Raw genomic sequence first — 13,698 nt, 5'->3', positions numbered from 1 at the left:
GCGAACAGGCGCTCCTGCAGGATCTTCTCGGCGCGGAGCTCATTCTTGCGGTGGACCAGGGTGACCTTGGCCGCGAAGTTGGTGAGGAACAGGGCCTCCTCGACGGCGGTGTTGCCGCCGCCCACCACCACCACGTCCTTGCCGCGATAGAAGAAGCCGTCGCAGGTGGCGCAGGCCGAGACGCCGAAGCCCTGGAACTTCTGCTCGCTGTCCAGGCCCAGCCACTTGGCCTGGGCGCCGGTGGCGATGATCAGGGTCTCCGCCAGCCAGACCTCGCCGCTATCCGTGGTCAGGCGGAACGGACGTTGCGACAGGTCGGCGGTGAGCACGATGTCGTTGATGATCTCGGTGCCCACATGCTCGGCCTGGGCCTGCATCTGTTCCATCAGCCAGGGGCCCTGGATGACGTCGGCGAAGCCCGGATAGTTTTCCACCTCGGTGGTGATGGTGAGCTGCCCGCCGGGCTGGATGCCCTGGATCAGCACGGGCTTGAGCAGGGCGCGGGCGGCGTAGATCGCGGCGGTGTAGCCGGCCGGGCCGGAACCGACGATCAGGCAGCGGGTGGTGCGGGGGGCTTTGGTCTCGGACATGTGGCCTATGTAGGTGAGATTCCGCGCCAGCGCACCCTGGCGAGGGCGATCTAGCTTTCGCAGAAACATCCCCGCAACATGACGCAACGACATGTGGCTGAAAACGCCAGGGGCGCAGATCCCTGGGCGCCAATAATTGACTTGGTCTGACCGCCGGATTCTGGCGCAATCGGGCCAAGCATAAGGAGGAACGCCTAGTGACCGACGTCGCAGCCCAACGGCCGGCCCTGACCCTACCGATCAAGCTGGCCTATGGCTTCGGAACCGTGGCGTTCGGCGTGAAGACCCAGCTGATGGGTCTGCTGCTGCTCTACTACAACCAGATCGTCGGCCTGCCGCCGCACTGGGTGAGCATCGGCCTGGCGGTGACCATCTTCTTCGACGCCCTCTGGGATCCCTTCGTCGGCCAGATTTCCGACAACTGGCGCTCGCGCCTGGGGCGCCGCCACCCCTTCATGTATTTCGCCGCCCTGCCGTCGGCCATCACCCTGGTGGCCCTGTTCAACCCGCCCCAAGGCTGGTCGGACGGCGCAATCACCGCCTACATGATCGTCATGGTGATCGCCGCCAAGGCCACCATCAGCCTCTATGAGGTTCCGGCCACGGCCCTGACGCCCGAGCTGGCGCCCGCCTATCACGACCGCACCCAGCTGCTGACCTTCCGCTACTTCTTCGCCATCTTCGCCAGCAGCGCGGCGGCGGTCATGGGCTGGGTGGTGTTCCTCAAGGACACGGTGGGTCCTGACGGCGAGAAGATCCGCGGCCAGCTCAACCCGGATGGCTACGGCCCCTACGCCCTGGTGGTCGGCGGCCTGATGGTCTTCTCGATCCTGGTGGCCTGCCTGGCGACCCAGAGGTTCATCCCCTTCCTGCACAAGCCGGTGGCGCGCAGCATCAGCGTCCTCGACGTGGTCAAGGAAATGCTGGTGACCATGTCCAACCGCAACTTCCTGGTGGTGTCCCTCTCGGCCCTCTTCGTGGGGGTCGGCGCGGGGCTCAGCAGCGGGCTGAACATCTATTTCCAGACCTATTTCTGGGGCATGGGCTCGGCCAACCTGGCCTTCATCGTGGCCGGGACCATGCTGGGCAGCCTGCTGGCCCTGATCCTCGCGCCCCTGATCTCGCGCATCTACGGCAAGAAGCGGGCCTGCGCGATCCTTATGGGGCTGGCTCTGGTGACGTCGCTGACCCCCATCACCCTGCGCCTGCTGGGGATCATCCCGCAGGAGATGAACGGCAGCGGCAGCCTGACCGGCATCCTGCTCCTCGACCGCACCCTCTACGGCGCCTTCGCCACGGCGGCGGCCATCCTCACCGCCTCGATGATCGCCGACGTGGTGGAGGAGTCTCAGCTCGCCACCGGCCGCCGGTCAGAGGGCCTACTGCTCTCGGCCGACAACGTCCTGCAGAAGGTCGCCGGGTCGGTGGCCAGCATCATCCCGGGCTTCCTGCTGCTGTGGGTGGGCATGCCCGAGAAGGCCAAGCCTGAGACCCTGGATCCGTCCGTCATGACCAACCTGGCCCTGCTGTACCTGCCGGCCACGGCGCTGTTCGCCCTGATGGCCATCAGCGCCATCATGTTCTACCGCCTCGACCGCGCCGGCCACGAGGCCAACCTGGCCAAGCTGGCCGACGCCGCGGCCTTGGGGGCGGTGGTGGCCGAGACAGGCGGCGGCATCGATGGGTCAGACCTGGCCGCGCCGGGGGCCAAGCCGGTCTAGGGGCGGCGCTCGACGGCTGACCCCGGCGCTTGGTTAACGCCTGCTTCAGCGCGTCGGGCTAGGGTTGGGTGTTCATCCTGCTTGGTCGCCCATGCCTGACGCTCCCCATATCGAGATCGCCGGCCGCCGGATCGGGGCCGCCTACGAGCCCTACGTCATCTGTGAGCTGTCGGGGAACCACAACGGCAGCCTGGACCGGGCGCTGTCCATGATCGACGCGGCGGCCGACACCGGCTGCGACGCCATCAAGATCCAGACCTATACCGCCGACACCATCACCATGGATGTCGACCGGCCGGAGTTCAAAATCCATGGCGGCCTGTGGGACGGGCGCAGCCTGCACGAGCTCTACCAGGAGGCCCAGACCCCCTATGCGTGGCACGCCGCCCTGTTCGAGCGGGCCGCGCGGCGCGGAGTGACCCTGTTTTCCAGTCCCTTCGACGAGAGCGCGGTGGACCTGCTGGATGGCCTGGGCGCCCCGGCCTTCAAGATCGCCTCCTTCGAGGCCGTGGACCTGCCGCTGATCGCCTATGCGGCGGCCAGGGGCAAACCGCTGATCATCTCCACCGGCATGGCCAACCTGGCCGAGATGACCGCCGCCCGCGACACCGCACTCGCCGCCGGCGCGCCAGGCGTGGTGATGCTCCACTGCGTCTCCAGCTACCCGGCCGCCCTGGCGGACGCCAATGTCCGCACCGTGGCCGACATGGCCGGCCGCTTCGACAGCCCCATCGGCCTCTCCGACCATACCCACGGCACGGCGGCCTCAGTGGCCGCCATCGCGCTCGGCGCCTGCGTCATCGAGAAGCATTTCACCCTGGCCCGCGCCGACGGCGGACCCGACGCCGCCTTCAGCCTGGAGCCCGCGGAGTTCACCGCCCTGGTGCGCGACTGCAAGGACGCCTGGACAGCGCTGGGCCGCGCCCACTACGACCTGCTGGGGTCGGAGAAAGCCAACCGCCAGTTCCGCCGCTCGCTCTACATCAGCGCCGACGTCAAGGCCGGCGAGGTCCTGACGCGGGCCAATGTCCGTTCGATCCGGCCCGGAAATGGCCTGCCACCGGCCGACCTCGCCAAGGTCCTGGGTAGACCTGCGGCCCGCAACCTCAGCCGAGGCGAGCCCCTGGCCTGGGACATGCTGAATTAGATATATCTAAACAACGGTCTAGACAACGACTGCAGGTGGCGCCGAAACCTAGGCGGCGACGGCCTCGGCCGGTTCGATGTCCAGGGCCTGGGCCAGCGACTTGGAGATCCCCGACAGCGAGGCGGTCTGGGTCTGGGCTTCCCACGCGCCGGCGATGAAGTTGGCGCCCTGGCGCCTTGCCAGGGCGGTGTGCAGGCCCGACAGCTTGCGCGCGGCGTCCAGGGAGTGCTGGGCCCAGCGCGGCTCGACCTGGATCGAGACGGTCTCGTCCAGGTGCAGCGACGCGCCGCCGAAGCCACCCATCAGCCTGTGAACTTCGCGGCGCAGCTCGCTGTCGGAGATTTCCGACACACATTCCGCCGAGAGCAGGGCCTGCCCCCGGCACTCATAGAGGTGCACCCGGAAGACCGATCCCTCGGCGGTGAAGTTGCGCACATGGAAGGGCAGGGGGCCGGCGTAGCGGGCCTTGAAGATGTAGGTGGTCAGGCTCTTGGCCAGGCGCTTGGGGGGCTCCAGGTCGAGCGGGGCGAACAGCGGCGACGGATCGGCCGCCCAGACCACGATGTCTCCGGCCTCGCGGGCGGCGAAGGCCTGCTGCGGCGATAGGAAGGAGGCGGTCTGAATGGTCACGCCCAACCGCTCCAGGGCGCTCTGGCAGCGCATGAAGAAGGTCTGGAAACCGTCGGCCGGCAGGCTGGCCGTCTGGTTCTGCAACCGGCCCCACAGGGCGCGGGGAATGCCGTAGAGGCCGTCATAGACCGGGTCGGACTTCTTGGCCCGGGCCAGGTCGCAGGTCTCGATATCGGTGGCATAGACCCGCTTGACGCCCAGCGGGATGGCCGCGCCGGCGTCAACTTCGTCCAGCCAGGAGCCCAGGGCCCACTGGCAATAGCGAGTCAGAGGGCCTGAAATATCATGGGGATAGGCGCGGATCCTGTCGGCCAGGCTGTCGCCGGTCACTGGGGAGAGGTCTAGCGTGCGGGTGCGCAGGGCCGGACCTTCGAAATCGTGGGTGAAGGCCAGGTCGCCGCCCGGCGCGGGACTGACCGAGCCGAAGCGGTTCTCGAAGTCTTCGAAGACCAGGCCGTTGGCCTCCAGCAGGCATCGGGTCAGATCGCCCTGGGGCCCGAAGTGGCGGCGGTCGGCGCGCAACTCCAGGCCATGGTCGCGGCGGGGCCACGCGGTCCCACCCAGCTGGTCGAACCGCTCATGGAGTTCAATGTCGCGGCAACCGAGGCGATGGGCCTCGAAGGCGGCCAGAATTCCCGTGAGCCCGCCACCAATGATGCGGACCGTCGGGGCCTTGGAGCCCCGGATAACACCAAGCTGTCGCATGCCGACTGTCTTACGAGCGCGTTCGGCGCCCTCCCCGTTTCCGCCAACCTAGGCCATGGGGTGCGAAAGGACCGTTAAGGCTGCGCGCCTTGCGGATGGGGCAGGCTGTCGCGGGTGGCGATGAGCATGAGGAAGACCTCCGCGGCCCGGCCCGCGCCCAGGCCGTCGCAGATCGCCGCGCTGGCGGCCGAGAGCCGGGTGCGAAGGGCCGCGTCGGTCAGCAGGCGTACGATGGCGCGGTCCAGGCGGGCGTCCAGGTCATCGGCGCGGGCGTCCACCACCAGGGCGGCCTCGCGTTCGGCCATGGCGTCGGCCGCGCCTTGCTGGTTCTGGGCCAGCACCAGCATGGCCGAAGGCAGCCCGAGCACGCAGCGCTCCCAGATGCTCGAGCCCGCCGCGCCGATGGCGATGTCGGCGTTGAGGATGAGGTTGGCCATGTCCTGGCTGTCGACGTGCAGGGTGATGCGCGGGTCGCGGCTGGCGATCTTGCTCAGGCCCGGCAGGCTGGGCGCGCCGGCGCCCAGGACAACATCCAGGGTCACGTCGTTGAGGCGCATCCGCAGCCGTTCCACCACCCGTGCGGTGATCGCGCCGAGGTCGGTGAGGCCGAGCGTCACCAGCACGCGCCGCACCCCGCCGCCCCTGCGAGCCAGGGCGGCGTTGCGCAGATGGGCGAATTCAGGGCGCACTGGGGCGAACTCCGGGCCCAGCAGCAGCTGGGCGTCGGTGAGCAGAGCATAGTCGCTCGGCTGGCGGCCCGGACCAGAGTCCAGCACCAGGTTGGCGGCCAGGGGGCGATCGGCCAAGTCATCGATCACCAAGGTGGTGCGGCCCCTGGCCAGGGCCTCGTGATGTTCACGGCCCAGTCCATAGTGATCGAAGACCACGGCGTCGAAGCGGACGCCGGTCAGGGCGTCGGCGATGTGGTCGGGGTCGAGGCCGGTGGCCTCCTCGCGCACGATCTCCGGACCGAACACCTCCAGCAGGGCCGCCACCGCCGGGGTGCAGGCGAAGGCGCAGTCGGCGCCCCGCTCGCCAAGGGCGCGGGCCAGCGTGATGCAGCGCATCACGTGGCCGCCGCCGACCTCGGGGCCGGCGTTGGCGACGAACAGGATCCGGGGACGGACGGGAATCATCTCCCGTGCATGGAAGGCCCAAAGCGGCGCGCTGGGAAGGCGGCTCTGCAGCGCACCTGTGGAGGATCAGGTCCGGGTGATGGAGACGCCGCCGTCCACAAGCATGGCCGCCCCGGTCATGAAGCTGGAGGCGTCAGAGGCCAGGTACAGCACCGAGCGGGCGATCTCCTCCGGCTCAGCCAGGCGCTTCATGGCATTCAGCCCGGCGATGAAGGCGCGGGCCTCGGGCGTGCTGGCCACCTCACGCCCCGCCGCCGTGTCCGTGCCGCCAGGCAGGATGGCGTTGGCGCGGACGCCCTGGGCCCCGAACTCCGCGGCGATGACCTGGGTCAGTCCGACCATGCCGGCCTTGCTGGCGGCGTAGGCCGCCATGCCCGGGAAGCCGACAGTGTGACCGACGAAGCTGGAGGTGAAGATGACCGACCCGCCGCCCCGCAGCACCATGGCTGGAATCTGGTGCTTTGCGCAAAGGAACGCGCTGGTCAGGTTGGTCTCCAGAGTGGAACGCCAGCCGTCGGCGGAAATCTCCGGCGCCGGCGCAATTTCCCCCAGGGAGCCTGCATTGTTGAAGGCGACGTCCAGTCCGCCGAAGCGGACGACGGCGGTCTCCACCAGGGCGCGGGCCAGGGTCTCGTCGCGGACGTCGCCAGGAACGGCCACCGCCTCGCCGCCCTGCCGCTCGATGTCGTCCACCAAGGCTGCAAGCTCCGGCCCGCGCCGCGCCGTGACTACCAGTTTGGCGCCTTCCCGTGCGAACAGCCGGGCGACGGCCTCACCGATCCCGGAGCTCGCGCCCGTGATGATGGCGACCTTGTTGTTGAGCATGGCCATGAGATGTCCTCCGACAGCAGCAGGCCAAAGCGGCCCGCCGAGGCGGGGGTCATAAGGGCCGGCAGCGTCCTGGTCTGGCGGTGGCCGGACCCCGCATCAGGCGTTGGCGGCCTCGATGGCGGCGTCCAGGGCGTCGCGGAAGATCACGAAGAACAGTTCAGGGTCGCCCGGATCGAGGTTCTCCACCATCCCGGAGACCTTGTAGCCGCGCGCCACCAGCAGGGTGCGCATGGGTTGGTTGGATTCGTTGCAGGATACGAACATGCGGTCGCCCTCGAACTGGCCCTCGATATTGGCCATCAGGGCGCCCGCCACGCCTCGGCGCAGGAAGCGCTCGGCTGTGTAGATGCGCTCCAGGAAGGGGTGGCCGAAGAACTCCGCCATCACCGCGTAGCCGGCGATCTCGTCGTCCAGCACCAGGACGCGGACATCCATGCCCCGGTCGCCGGTCAGCGCCTTGCTCATATAGTCGTGGCGGCGCTCTTCGCGCCGGGCGACGGGATCGAACTCCAGGATGGCGGCCAGGTCGCCGGGATTGGCGGGGCGGATCTCTACGCTCATGCCGGGGCTCGCTCATCGTAGCGGCGCAGCACCTCGACGGCGGCGCGGTCGGTTTCGGCCAGCGGCGGATACTTCCACCGGTGGAAGGCGCCGCCGAACGGCCGGGCGGCGCCGAGGCGCTCCAGGTCCTCGTGGAACAGGCGAAACTTGAGGCTGTCGCCGTCCATCTTGAGGATGAAGACCGGCTTTCCGGTGCTGGCGGCGTCGGTGGCCATGTTGGTGGAATCCTCCGTCACCAGGATGTAGTCGGCCGCGGCCAGGAAGGCGAAGTAGGGGTTTTCGCTCTCGCCATCCCAGATGATCCCCGGAATGTGCCGCAACCGCGCCGTCAGCAGGGCGCGGGCCGCGTCAGGCGTGCGGCGCGAGAAACTCACCATGACCGATCCGCCTTCCTGGACGATGGGCAGCTCAATCTCGTGGGCCAGGGAAGCGGCGCGCTCGACCGACAGGTTGTGCGCCTTGGACCTGCCGCCGATCACCACGGCGACGCGGGGGCGGGGCAGGGCGTCGATCTGCTTCTTGAAGCGGGCCAGCTCGGCCTTCAGCCGCTTGGCGTTGACGCCGTTGGGGGAGCCGGTGATCGGGAACACGTTGTCGCCCTGCAGACGGTCATGCTTGGGGGGGATCACCAGGTCAAACAGGCTGGTGGGCATGCGGGGGTCCTGGGTCTGGACCACGAAGGTGGCGTTCTTGGTCCAGGCCTTCAAGCGGATGGAGAGCGGCAGGGTGGCGCGGCCCGCGGCCAGCCAGATGTCGGGCCAGGGTGGGCCGATACCGGTGTCGGGCCTCAGGGTCTCGAGCGGCAGGGGGTTCAGCCACCAGGGCAGGCGGCCGATGCGGCCCTTCCAGGCCACGCGCTTGACCACGACCTGCGCCTTGCGCCGGGCGGCGATGGCGTTTGCCAGGCCCACGACCTGGCTCTCCATGCCGGCCCGTCCGTCGGATACGGCCCAGATGACGAGCGGCGGCGTGTCGGGGGATTTCGGCAAGCTTGCGGCTTCCGTGCTCAGACATGAGTCAGGGAGCCGACTCTCGCCGGCTCACCATAGCGACCTTTTTGGCTTGGCTAAGGCCTAGCTAGACCCACTCGACCTTGAGGATCTCGTAGGCCTTGGTGCCACCGGGGGTCGGGACCTCGACGACGTCGCCGGTCTCCTTGCCGATCATCGCACGCGCGATGGGGGAGGCGATGGAGATCTTGCCCGCCTTCACGTCGGCTTCGTGCTCACCGACGATCTGGTAGCGGGCCTCGTCCTCGGTGTCCTCGTCGACGACGGAGACCGTGGCGCCGAACTTTACCTGACTACCGGAAAGTTTGGAGACGTCGATGACCTGTGCGCGGGCCATCCGATCTTCGATGTCGGCGATCTGGCCTTCGATCCAGCCTTGGCGCTCCTTGGCTGCGTGATACTCGGCGTTTTCCGAGAGGTCGCCATGCTGGCGAGCTTCCGAAATGGCCGCGATCACTGCTGGTCGCTCCAGGGTTTTCAAACGCTTGAGGTCTTCGTCAAGGCCTTGATAGCCTCCGACGGTCATTGGGACTTTTTCCATGGCAGATAGGTAACTCGGGTTCGCCCTTGGGTTTATGTTCCGGCCGCGGGCGCAGGCGACCGGGGGGATAAAGGATAGAAGTCAGACTGTGAAAACTCAAGGGGTGCAATGCAGCAATGTCATTGCGAAGCGCGGCGGATGCCGGAATGGCCTCCCAAACTCCCCGCCCTTGAGAGGGTTCCACCGGCCGGCGGTGGCGCCGAGCGGGGCGGGCGCCTAGATTGGCGCTGCAACGAGAGACGAGACCATGGCCAGCAAGCGGGGCGTCACCCTCTACCATTCCCCCGCCAGCCGGGCCTTCACCGCCTACTGGCTGCTGGAGGAGCTCGGCGTACCCTTCCGCGTCCAGACCGTCGACATCTCCAAGGGCGATCAGAAGAAGCCGGAATACCTGAAGCTGAACCCGTCGGGAAAGGTGCCCACCGTGACCGACGGCGCGGTGGTGGTCAGCGAGAACCCCGCCATCTGCCTCTATCTGGCCGACCGCTACGGATATGGTTCGCTGGCCCCCAGGATCGAGGAGGCCGATCGCGGCCCCTATCTGAAGTGGATGGTCTATTCGACCGCGGTGCTGGAGCCGCTGCTAATGCTGCACGACAAGCACATCGACTTGCCGGGGCGCGAGACTGGTTTCGGCGGCTACGAGGACGTGATCGGCGTGCTCACCGGCGCCCTGAAGGACCGCCAGTACCTGCTGGGCGACCGGTTCTCGGCCGCCGACGTCATGCTGGGCTCAGTGGTCTCCACCTCGCTCTATCGCAAGGAGTTGCCGGAGCATCCCGTCCTCATGGACTACAACGCCCGCCTGACACACCGCGAGGCCTACCATCGGGCCTCCGACGCCACGTGGCCCGCCCACCTCTTCCCAGCGCCCTAGCTCTCCGAGATGATCGCGCCCCTCAGCTCCTCGGCGTCGGGGGCCTCGTAGACGCCCTCGATGAAGTCGAACATGTCGGGGTTCACCTCGATGGCGAAGGTTTCGCCGCGCACTTCGTTGCGTTCCAGGACCCGCGCGCGGCGAACCTCCGAGCTGGCGGTGACGAAGTGGAACTGGAGAGGGAGTTCGCAGGCCTCGGCGATCTCCGCGACGCGGGCCCTGTCGGACTTGCGCATCAGACCCAGGTCGAGGACCACCGAGGTTCCTGCCGCGATGGCCGCTGCGGCCACCGACCAGATCTGCGCCTCGCACCGTTCGACGCGGGACATCATCCACTCGAACTGCAGGGGCTCGGGCATGTCGGCGGCAAACAGCCGCGCCATCCAGTCATCGATGGAGAAGTGGATGGCCGGCTCGGTGCGGGCGAGCTGTTTGGCGTAGGTCGATTTCCCGGCGCCCGAGGGCCCGAAGATCACGTGCAGTGTGGCGGTCATGGGCCGCCGGTTACTTCACCGAGAGGCCTCCGTCGATGACCAATTCCGCCCCGGTGACATAGCGGCTCTCCTCCGACGCCAGCCACAGGACGCCGTTGGCGATGTCCAGTGGGTAGCCCTTGCCCCCCAGGGGCACGGCGTCGGCGCTCATGGCGTCCAGCACCTGGGGCCGGGGCGGGCGGGCGTTGTCGCCCGGCTCGCCGGTGCCGATGATGTCGTCCCAGATCGGGGTCTCGATGATGCCGGGGTGGACGGAATTCACCCGGATGCCGTCCTTGGCGTTGCCGCATTCCATGGCCACGGCCTTGGTGAACAGGCGCACCCCGCCCTTGGTGGCGCAGTAGCCGGCCAGGATCGCCGAGCCCTTGAGGCCCGCCACCGAGGACATGTTGATGATCGAACCGCCGTCGCCGCTGACGCGCATCAGCGGGATAGAGTGCTTCACCCCCAGGAAGACGCCGTCGAGATTGATCGCCACCTGTCGCTGGAAGTCGCTGAGCGTCATGTCCAGCACTGAGCCGGAGATCCCGATGCCGGCGTTGTTGACCAGGATGTCGAGGCGGCCGTGGTCAGCCTTGATACCCGCGATCACATCGATCCACGCTGGTTCTGAGGTGACGTCTTGGTGGCGGTACTGGGCCTTGCCGCCCTTGGCGGTGATCTCGGCGGCAAGGGCCTGGCCCTTCTCGTCCTGCAGGTCGGTGAGGATGACGATCGCGCCTTCCTCGGCCAGGCGCTCGGCGCAGGCGCGCCCGATGCCGCTCGATCCGCCGGTGACCAGGGCCACCTTGCCTTGAACCCGTCCCGCCATTCTGTTTCCCCGTGGCTTCTTGTTCGTCGTGGCGCGAGGGGTAACCCAGGCCCGGCGCCTTGCCCAGCATCACGCAGCGTCAGCTGGGCGTGGGCGCGAAAAGTAAGAGCGTCCGCCCAGACCTGATCCAGGCGGAATTGGTGCGTCGAAGGTGATCTGCGCTGGCCCCTGCGCACCTCGGGGCGGGGCCAGCCCAGGTCGTGTCCGGCTACCGGAGGTAGGACGGTGTTGAGTCACCCGTGGTGACGAGGCCGTAGATCAGCCCGATGGCAAGCACCACGACGGCGGCGACCATCAGGACCCCGATCAGGCCCTCGAAGCGCTCATAGAGATGCCGGTTTTTGTGATGACGGACAACCGTTTCGCCGGTCTTGAGATCTTCTGACATGGCGTTTCCCTCGCATTCTGTTGGGGGAACAAGTCCCCACGCCAGGCTGCGACAGGCGCCCTCGAGGGCTAGTCCGGTCAGTCTTCAGGGGCCGCCGGAAGCACGCCCACTTGCGCCTGCATAAGCAAGGCGACAGGCGAAGGTTGAGCCCAAAACGCTGTTCGGTCAATGAGGTCAGGCTTGCTGGTGGAGTTGATGTGTCACCGCGGCCGACTATGAGATGGGGGCATGGACATCGACAAGGTCGAGATCGCGCGTAAGGCGGCAGCGCCGGTGTCGCCCGCCGGGACGACAACGGCAGGGCGGCGGCGCTTCAATCCCTTCACCGCGCTTGGTCCTGGGTTGATCACCGGGGCGGCCGATGAGGATCCCGGGGGCATCGCGACCCACAGCCAGGCCGCCGCCCAGTTCGGACTCGGCATGCTGTGGACGGCCTTCGCCACCTATCCCTTCATGGCGGCCTTTCAGTCGGTCTGCGGACGTATCGGGCGGGTGACGGGCCGCGGTCTAGCGGCCAATATCGGCCGCGCCTTTCCGCGTTGGGTGGTGCTGAGCGTCGTCGGGTTGCTGCTGCTGGCCAATGTGCTCAACATCGCCGCCGACGTGGCGGCCATGGGCGAGGCCGCCCAGCTGGTGTTCGGCGGCAACCGGCACGTCTTCACCCTGGGCCTCGCGGTCTTCTCGCTGCTGCTGCAGGTCTTCGTGCCCTACCATCGCTATGTGGGCTTCCTGAAGTGGATGACGCTGGCCCTGTTGTCCTATGTGGCGGTGGCCTTCGCTAGCCACATCCCCTGGACGCAGGTCGTGGCCCAGACCCTCGCCCCGCAGATCAAGCTGGACTTGGCGACAGCGACCGTGGTGGTGGCGGTGTTCGGGACCACCATCAGTCCGTACCTGTTCTTCTGGCAGGCCGCTGAGGAGGTGGAGGACGTCGCCCTTCGCCCCGACGAACACCCCCTCACCGAGCATCCCGAGGAGGCGGAGTACGAGCTCAAACGGATCGGCTGGGACACCTATCTGGGCATGGCCTATGGCAATGGCATCGGCTTCTTCGTGATGCTGGCCACGGCCGCAACCCTACACTCGGCCGGCATCACCCAGATCGATACGGCGTCCCAGGCGGCGATGGCCTTGCGGCCCCTGGCCGGGGACTTTGCATTCATGCTGTTCGCCCTGGGCATCATCGCCACCGGCCTGCTGGCGGTGCCGGTGCTTGCCGCCTCGGCGGCCTACGCCCTCTCCGAGGCGATGGGCTGGAAAGCCAGCCTGGAGAGTCGCTTCAGCGAGGCGCACGGCTTCTACGGGGTGATCGGGATGGCGATCCTGGCCGGGGTGATCCTCGACTATTCGCCCCTGGACCCGATCCGGGCCCTGTTCTGGAGCGCCGTTATCAACGGCGTGATCGCGGTGCCGCTGATGGCGGTGATCATGCTGGTGGCGACCCGCAGGTCGATCATGGGCGCCTTCACCGCCACCGCCGTCCAGCGCATCGTCGGCTGGGCGGCGGTGGCGATCATGGCCACGGCGTCCGGGGTGATGTTCGCTCAGATGGCGGGGGCGTTCTGACCCTCAGGCGTAGCTCTGCAGCGGACGAACCTCCAAGGGCGCCTTGGCGGTCTCGGCGATGGCCTGGGCCGCGGCCAGGGCGCCGGCCGCGGTGGTGAAATAGGGGGTCTTCATCATCAGGGCCGTGCGGCGCAATTCGAAGCTGTCGGCCACCGACTGCTTGCCCTCGGTGGTGTTGAAGACGAGCTGGACCTCGCCATTCTTCATGGCGTCGACGATGTGCGGACGGCCCTCCAGGACCTTCTTCACGTGCTCGACGGCCAGGCCTTCGCCGGCCAGGTAGGCGGCGGTGCCGCCCGTGGCGAGGACCCGGAAGCCCTGGCCCAACAGCAGGCGGATCGGCTCGACGATCCAGGGCTTGTCAGCCTCGCGCACGGAGACGAACACGCAACCGGTCTTGGGCAGGGTCACCCCGCCGCCCAGCTGGGCCTTGGCGAAGGCGCGCGCGAAGGCGGGAGCCAGGCCCTCGCCCTCACGCCGCCAGTCGAGGCCCATGACCTCGCCGGTGGAGCGCATTTCGGGACCCAGGATGGTGTCGACGCCGGCGAAGCGGGCGAAGGGGAAGACCGCTTCCTTCACCGCGATGTGGTTGTAGGGCGGCTCGCTGGTGTCGAAGGACGACAGCGGTTCGCCGGCCATCACCTTGGCGGCGATAGCGGCGAGCGGCTTGCCGATGGTCTTGGCCACGAA

14 protein-coding genes and 1 pseudogene are annotated in these 13,698 nt (G+C 67.9%); 4 read left to right on the top strand and 11 right to left on the bottom strand.

All coding sequences use genetic code 11. From position 1 onward, the window contains the following. On the bottom strand, positions 1 to 590 hold a 590-nt coding region (locus tag RMO97_RS06605; protein ID WP_310539754.1), incomplete at its 3' end, for an FAD-dependent oxidoreductase. A gap of 197 nt (positions 591 to 787) precedes the next feature. Between RMO97_RS06605 and RMO97_RS06600 the strand changes: the two genes are divergently transcribed. Beyond that, entirely contained in the window at positions 788 to 2,311 is a 1,524-nt protein-coding gene (locus tag RMO97_RS06600; RefSeq protein ID WP_310539752.1) for an MFS transporter, read from the top strand. Between the two features lie 91 nt (positions 2,312 to 2,402). Then, complete coding sequence (gene pseI, locus RMO97_RS06595) at positions 2,403 to 3,458, top strand: pseudaminic acid synthase (RefSeq protein WP_310539751.1); 1,056 nt, start codon at positions 2,403 to 2,405, stop codon at positions 3,456 to 3,458. Positions 3,459 to 3,506: 48 nt separating this feature from the next. Here the strand turns inward: pseI and RMO97_RS06590 are convergent, their stop codons facing one another. The 6 genes from RMO97_RS06590 to greA form a co-directional block, all read right to left on the bottom strand. Further along, entirely contained in the window at positions 3,507 to 4,793 is a 1,287-nt protein-coding gene (locus RMO97_RS06590; RefSeq protein WP_310539750.1) for an NAD(P)/FAD-dependent oxidoreductase, read from the bottom strand. 74 nt (positions 4,794 to 4,867) lie between these two features. Then, entirely contained in the window at positions 4,868 to 5,929 is a 1,062-nt protein-coding gene (gene pseG, locus RMO97_RS06585; RefSeq protein ID WP_310539749.1) for a UDP-2,4-diacetamido-2,4,6-trideoxy-beta-L-altropyranose hydrolase, read from the bottom strand. 66 nt (positions 5,930 to 5,995) lie between these two features. Continuing rightward, a complete protein-coding gene (locus RMO97_RS06580) occupies positions 5,996 to 6,760 on the bottom strand; it encodes an SDR family oxidoreductase (protein ID WP_310539747.1) in 765 nt (254 codons plus the stop codon). A 96-nt stretch (positions 6,761 to 6,856) separates the two neighbouring features. After that, positions 6,857 to 7,321 carry a GNAT family N-acetyltransferase gene (locus RMO97_RS06575; protein WP_310539746.1) on the bottom strand — a complete coding sequence of 155 codons (465 nt, stop codon included), beginning with the start codon at positions 7,319 to 7,321 and terminating at the stop codon, positions 6,857 to 6,859. Beyond that, complete coding sequence (locus RMO97_RS06570) at positions 7,318 to 8,310, bottom strand: mitochondrial fission ELM1 family protein (protein WP_409035293.1); 993 nt, start codon at positions 8,308 to 8,310, stop codon at positions 7,318 to 7,320. Before RMO97_RS06570 ends, RMO97_RS06575 begins: the two co-directional genes overlap by 4 nt. Before the next feature lie 88 nt (positions 8,311 to 8,398). After that, positions 8,399 to 8,872, bottom strand: coding sequence for a transcription elongation factor GreA (gene greA / locus RMO97_RS06565; protein ID WP_304778457.1), 474 nt, complete (start codon positions 8,870 to 8,872; stop codon positions 8,399 to 8,401). 247 nt (positions 8,873 to 9,119) lie between these two features. Between greA and RMO97_RS06560 the strand changes: the two genes are divergently transcribed. Then, positions 9,120 to 9,749 (top strand): glutathione S-transferase family protein, encoded by a 630-nt coding sequence (locus RMO97_RS06560; protein ID WP_310539744.1) that lies wholly within the window; start codon positions 9,120 to 9,122, stop codon positions 9,747 to 9,749. Here the strand turns inward: RMO97_RS06560 and RMO97_RS06555 are convergent. The 3 genes from RMO97_RS06555 to RMO97_RS06545 form a co-directional block, all read right to left on the bottom strand. Beyond that, positions 9,746 to 10,243: an AAA family ATPase gene (locus tag RMO97_RS06555; RefSeq protein ID WP_310539741.1), complete on the bottom strand. Its 498-nt coding sequence runs from the start codon at positions 10,241 to 10,243 to the stop codon at positions 9,746 to 9,748. The genes RMO97_RS06560 and RMO97_RS06555 overlap by 4 nt on opposite strands. Before the next feature lie 10 nt (positions 10,244 to 10,253). Continuing rightward, entirely contained in the window at positions 10,254 to 11,054 is an 801-nt protein-coding gene (locus RMO97_RS06550; protein ID WP_310539739.1) for a glucose 1-dehydrogenase, read from the bottom strand. 208 nt (positions 11,055 to 11,262) lie between these two features. After that, entirely contained in the window at positions 11,263 to 11,442 is a 180-nt protein-coding gene (locus tag RMO97_RS06545) for a hypothetical protein (protein ID WP_310539737.1), read from the bottom strand. Between the two features lie 228 nt (positions 11,443 to 11,670). Between RMO97_RS06545 and RMO97_RS06540 the strand changes: the two genes are divergently transcribed. Beyond that, positions 11,671 to 13,008 (top strand): divalent metal cation transporter, encoded by a 1,338-nt coding sequence (locus tag RMO97_RS06540; RefSeq protein WP_310539735.1) that lies wholly within the window; start codon positions 11,671 to 11,673, stop codon positions 13,006 to 13,008. Positions 13,009 to 13,011: 3 nt separating this feature from the next. On the opposite strand, the pseudogene RMO97_RS06535 reads toward RMO97_RS06540, so the two are convergent. Then, positions 13,012 to 13,698 (bottom strand): annotated as a pseudogene (locus RMO97_RS06535) (carbamoyl phosphate synthase large subunit); the annotation flags it as partial.

This window comes from Phenylobacterium sp. (assembly GCF_031425575.1).
Classification (GTDB): domain Bacteria; phylum Pseudomonadota; class Alphaproteobacteria; order Caulobacterales; family Caulobacteraceae; genus Phenylobacterium.
The sequence above is the reverse complement of the archived record's forward strand: the minus strand, read 5'-3'. Positions and strand labels throughout refer to the sequence as shown.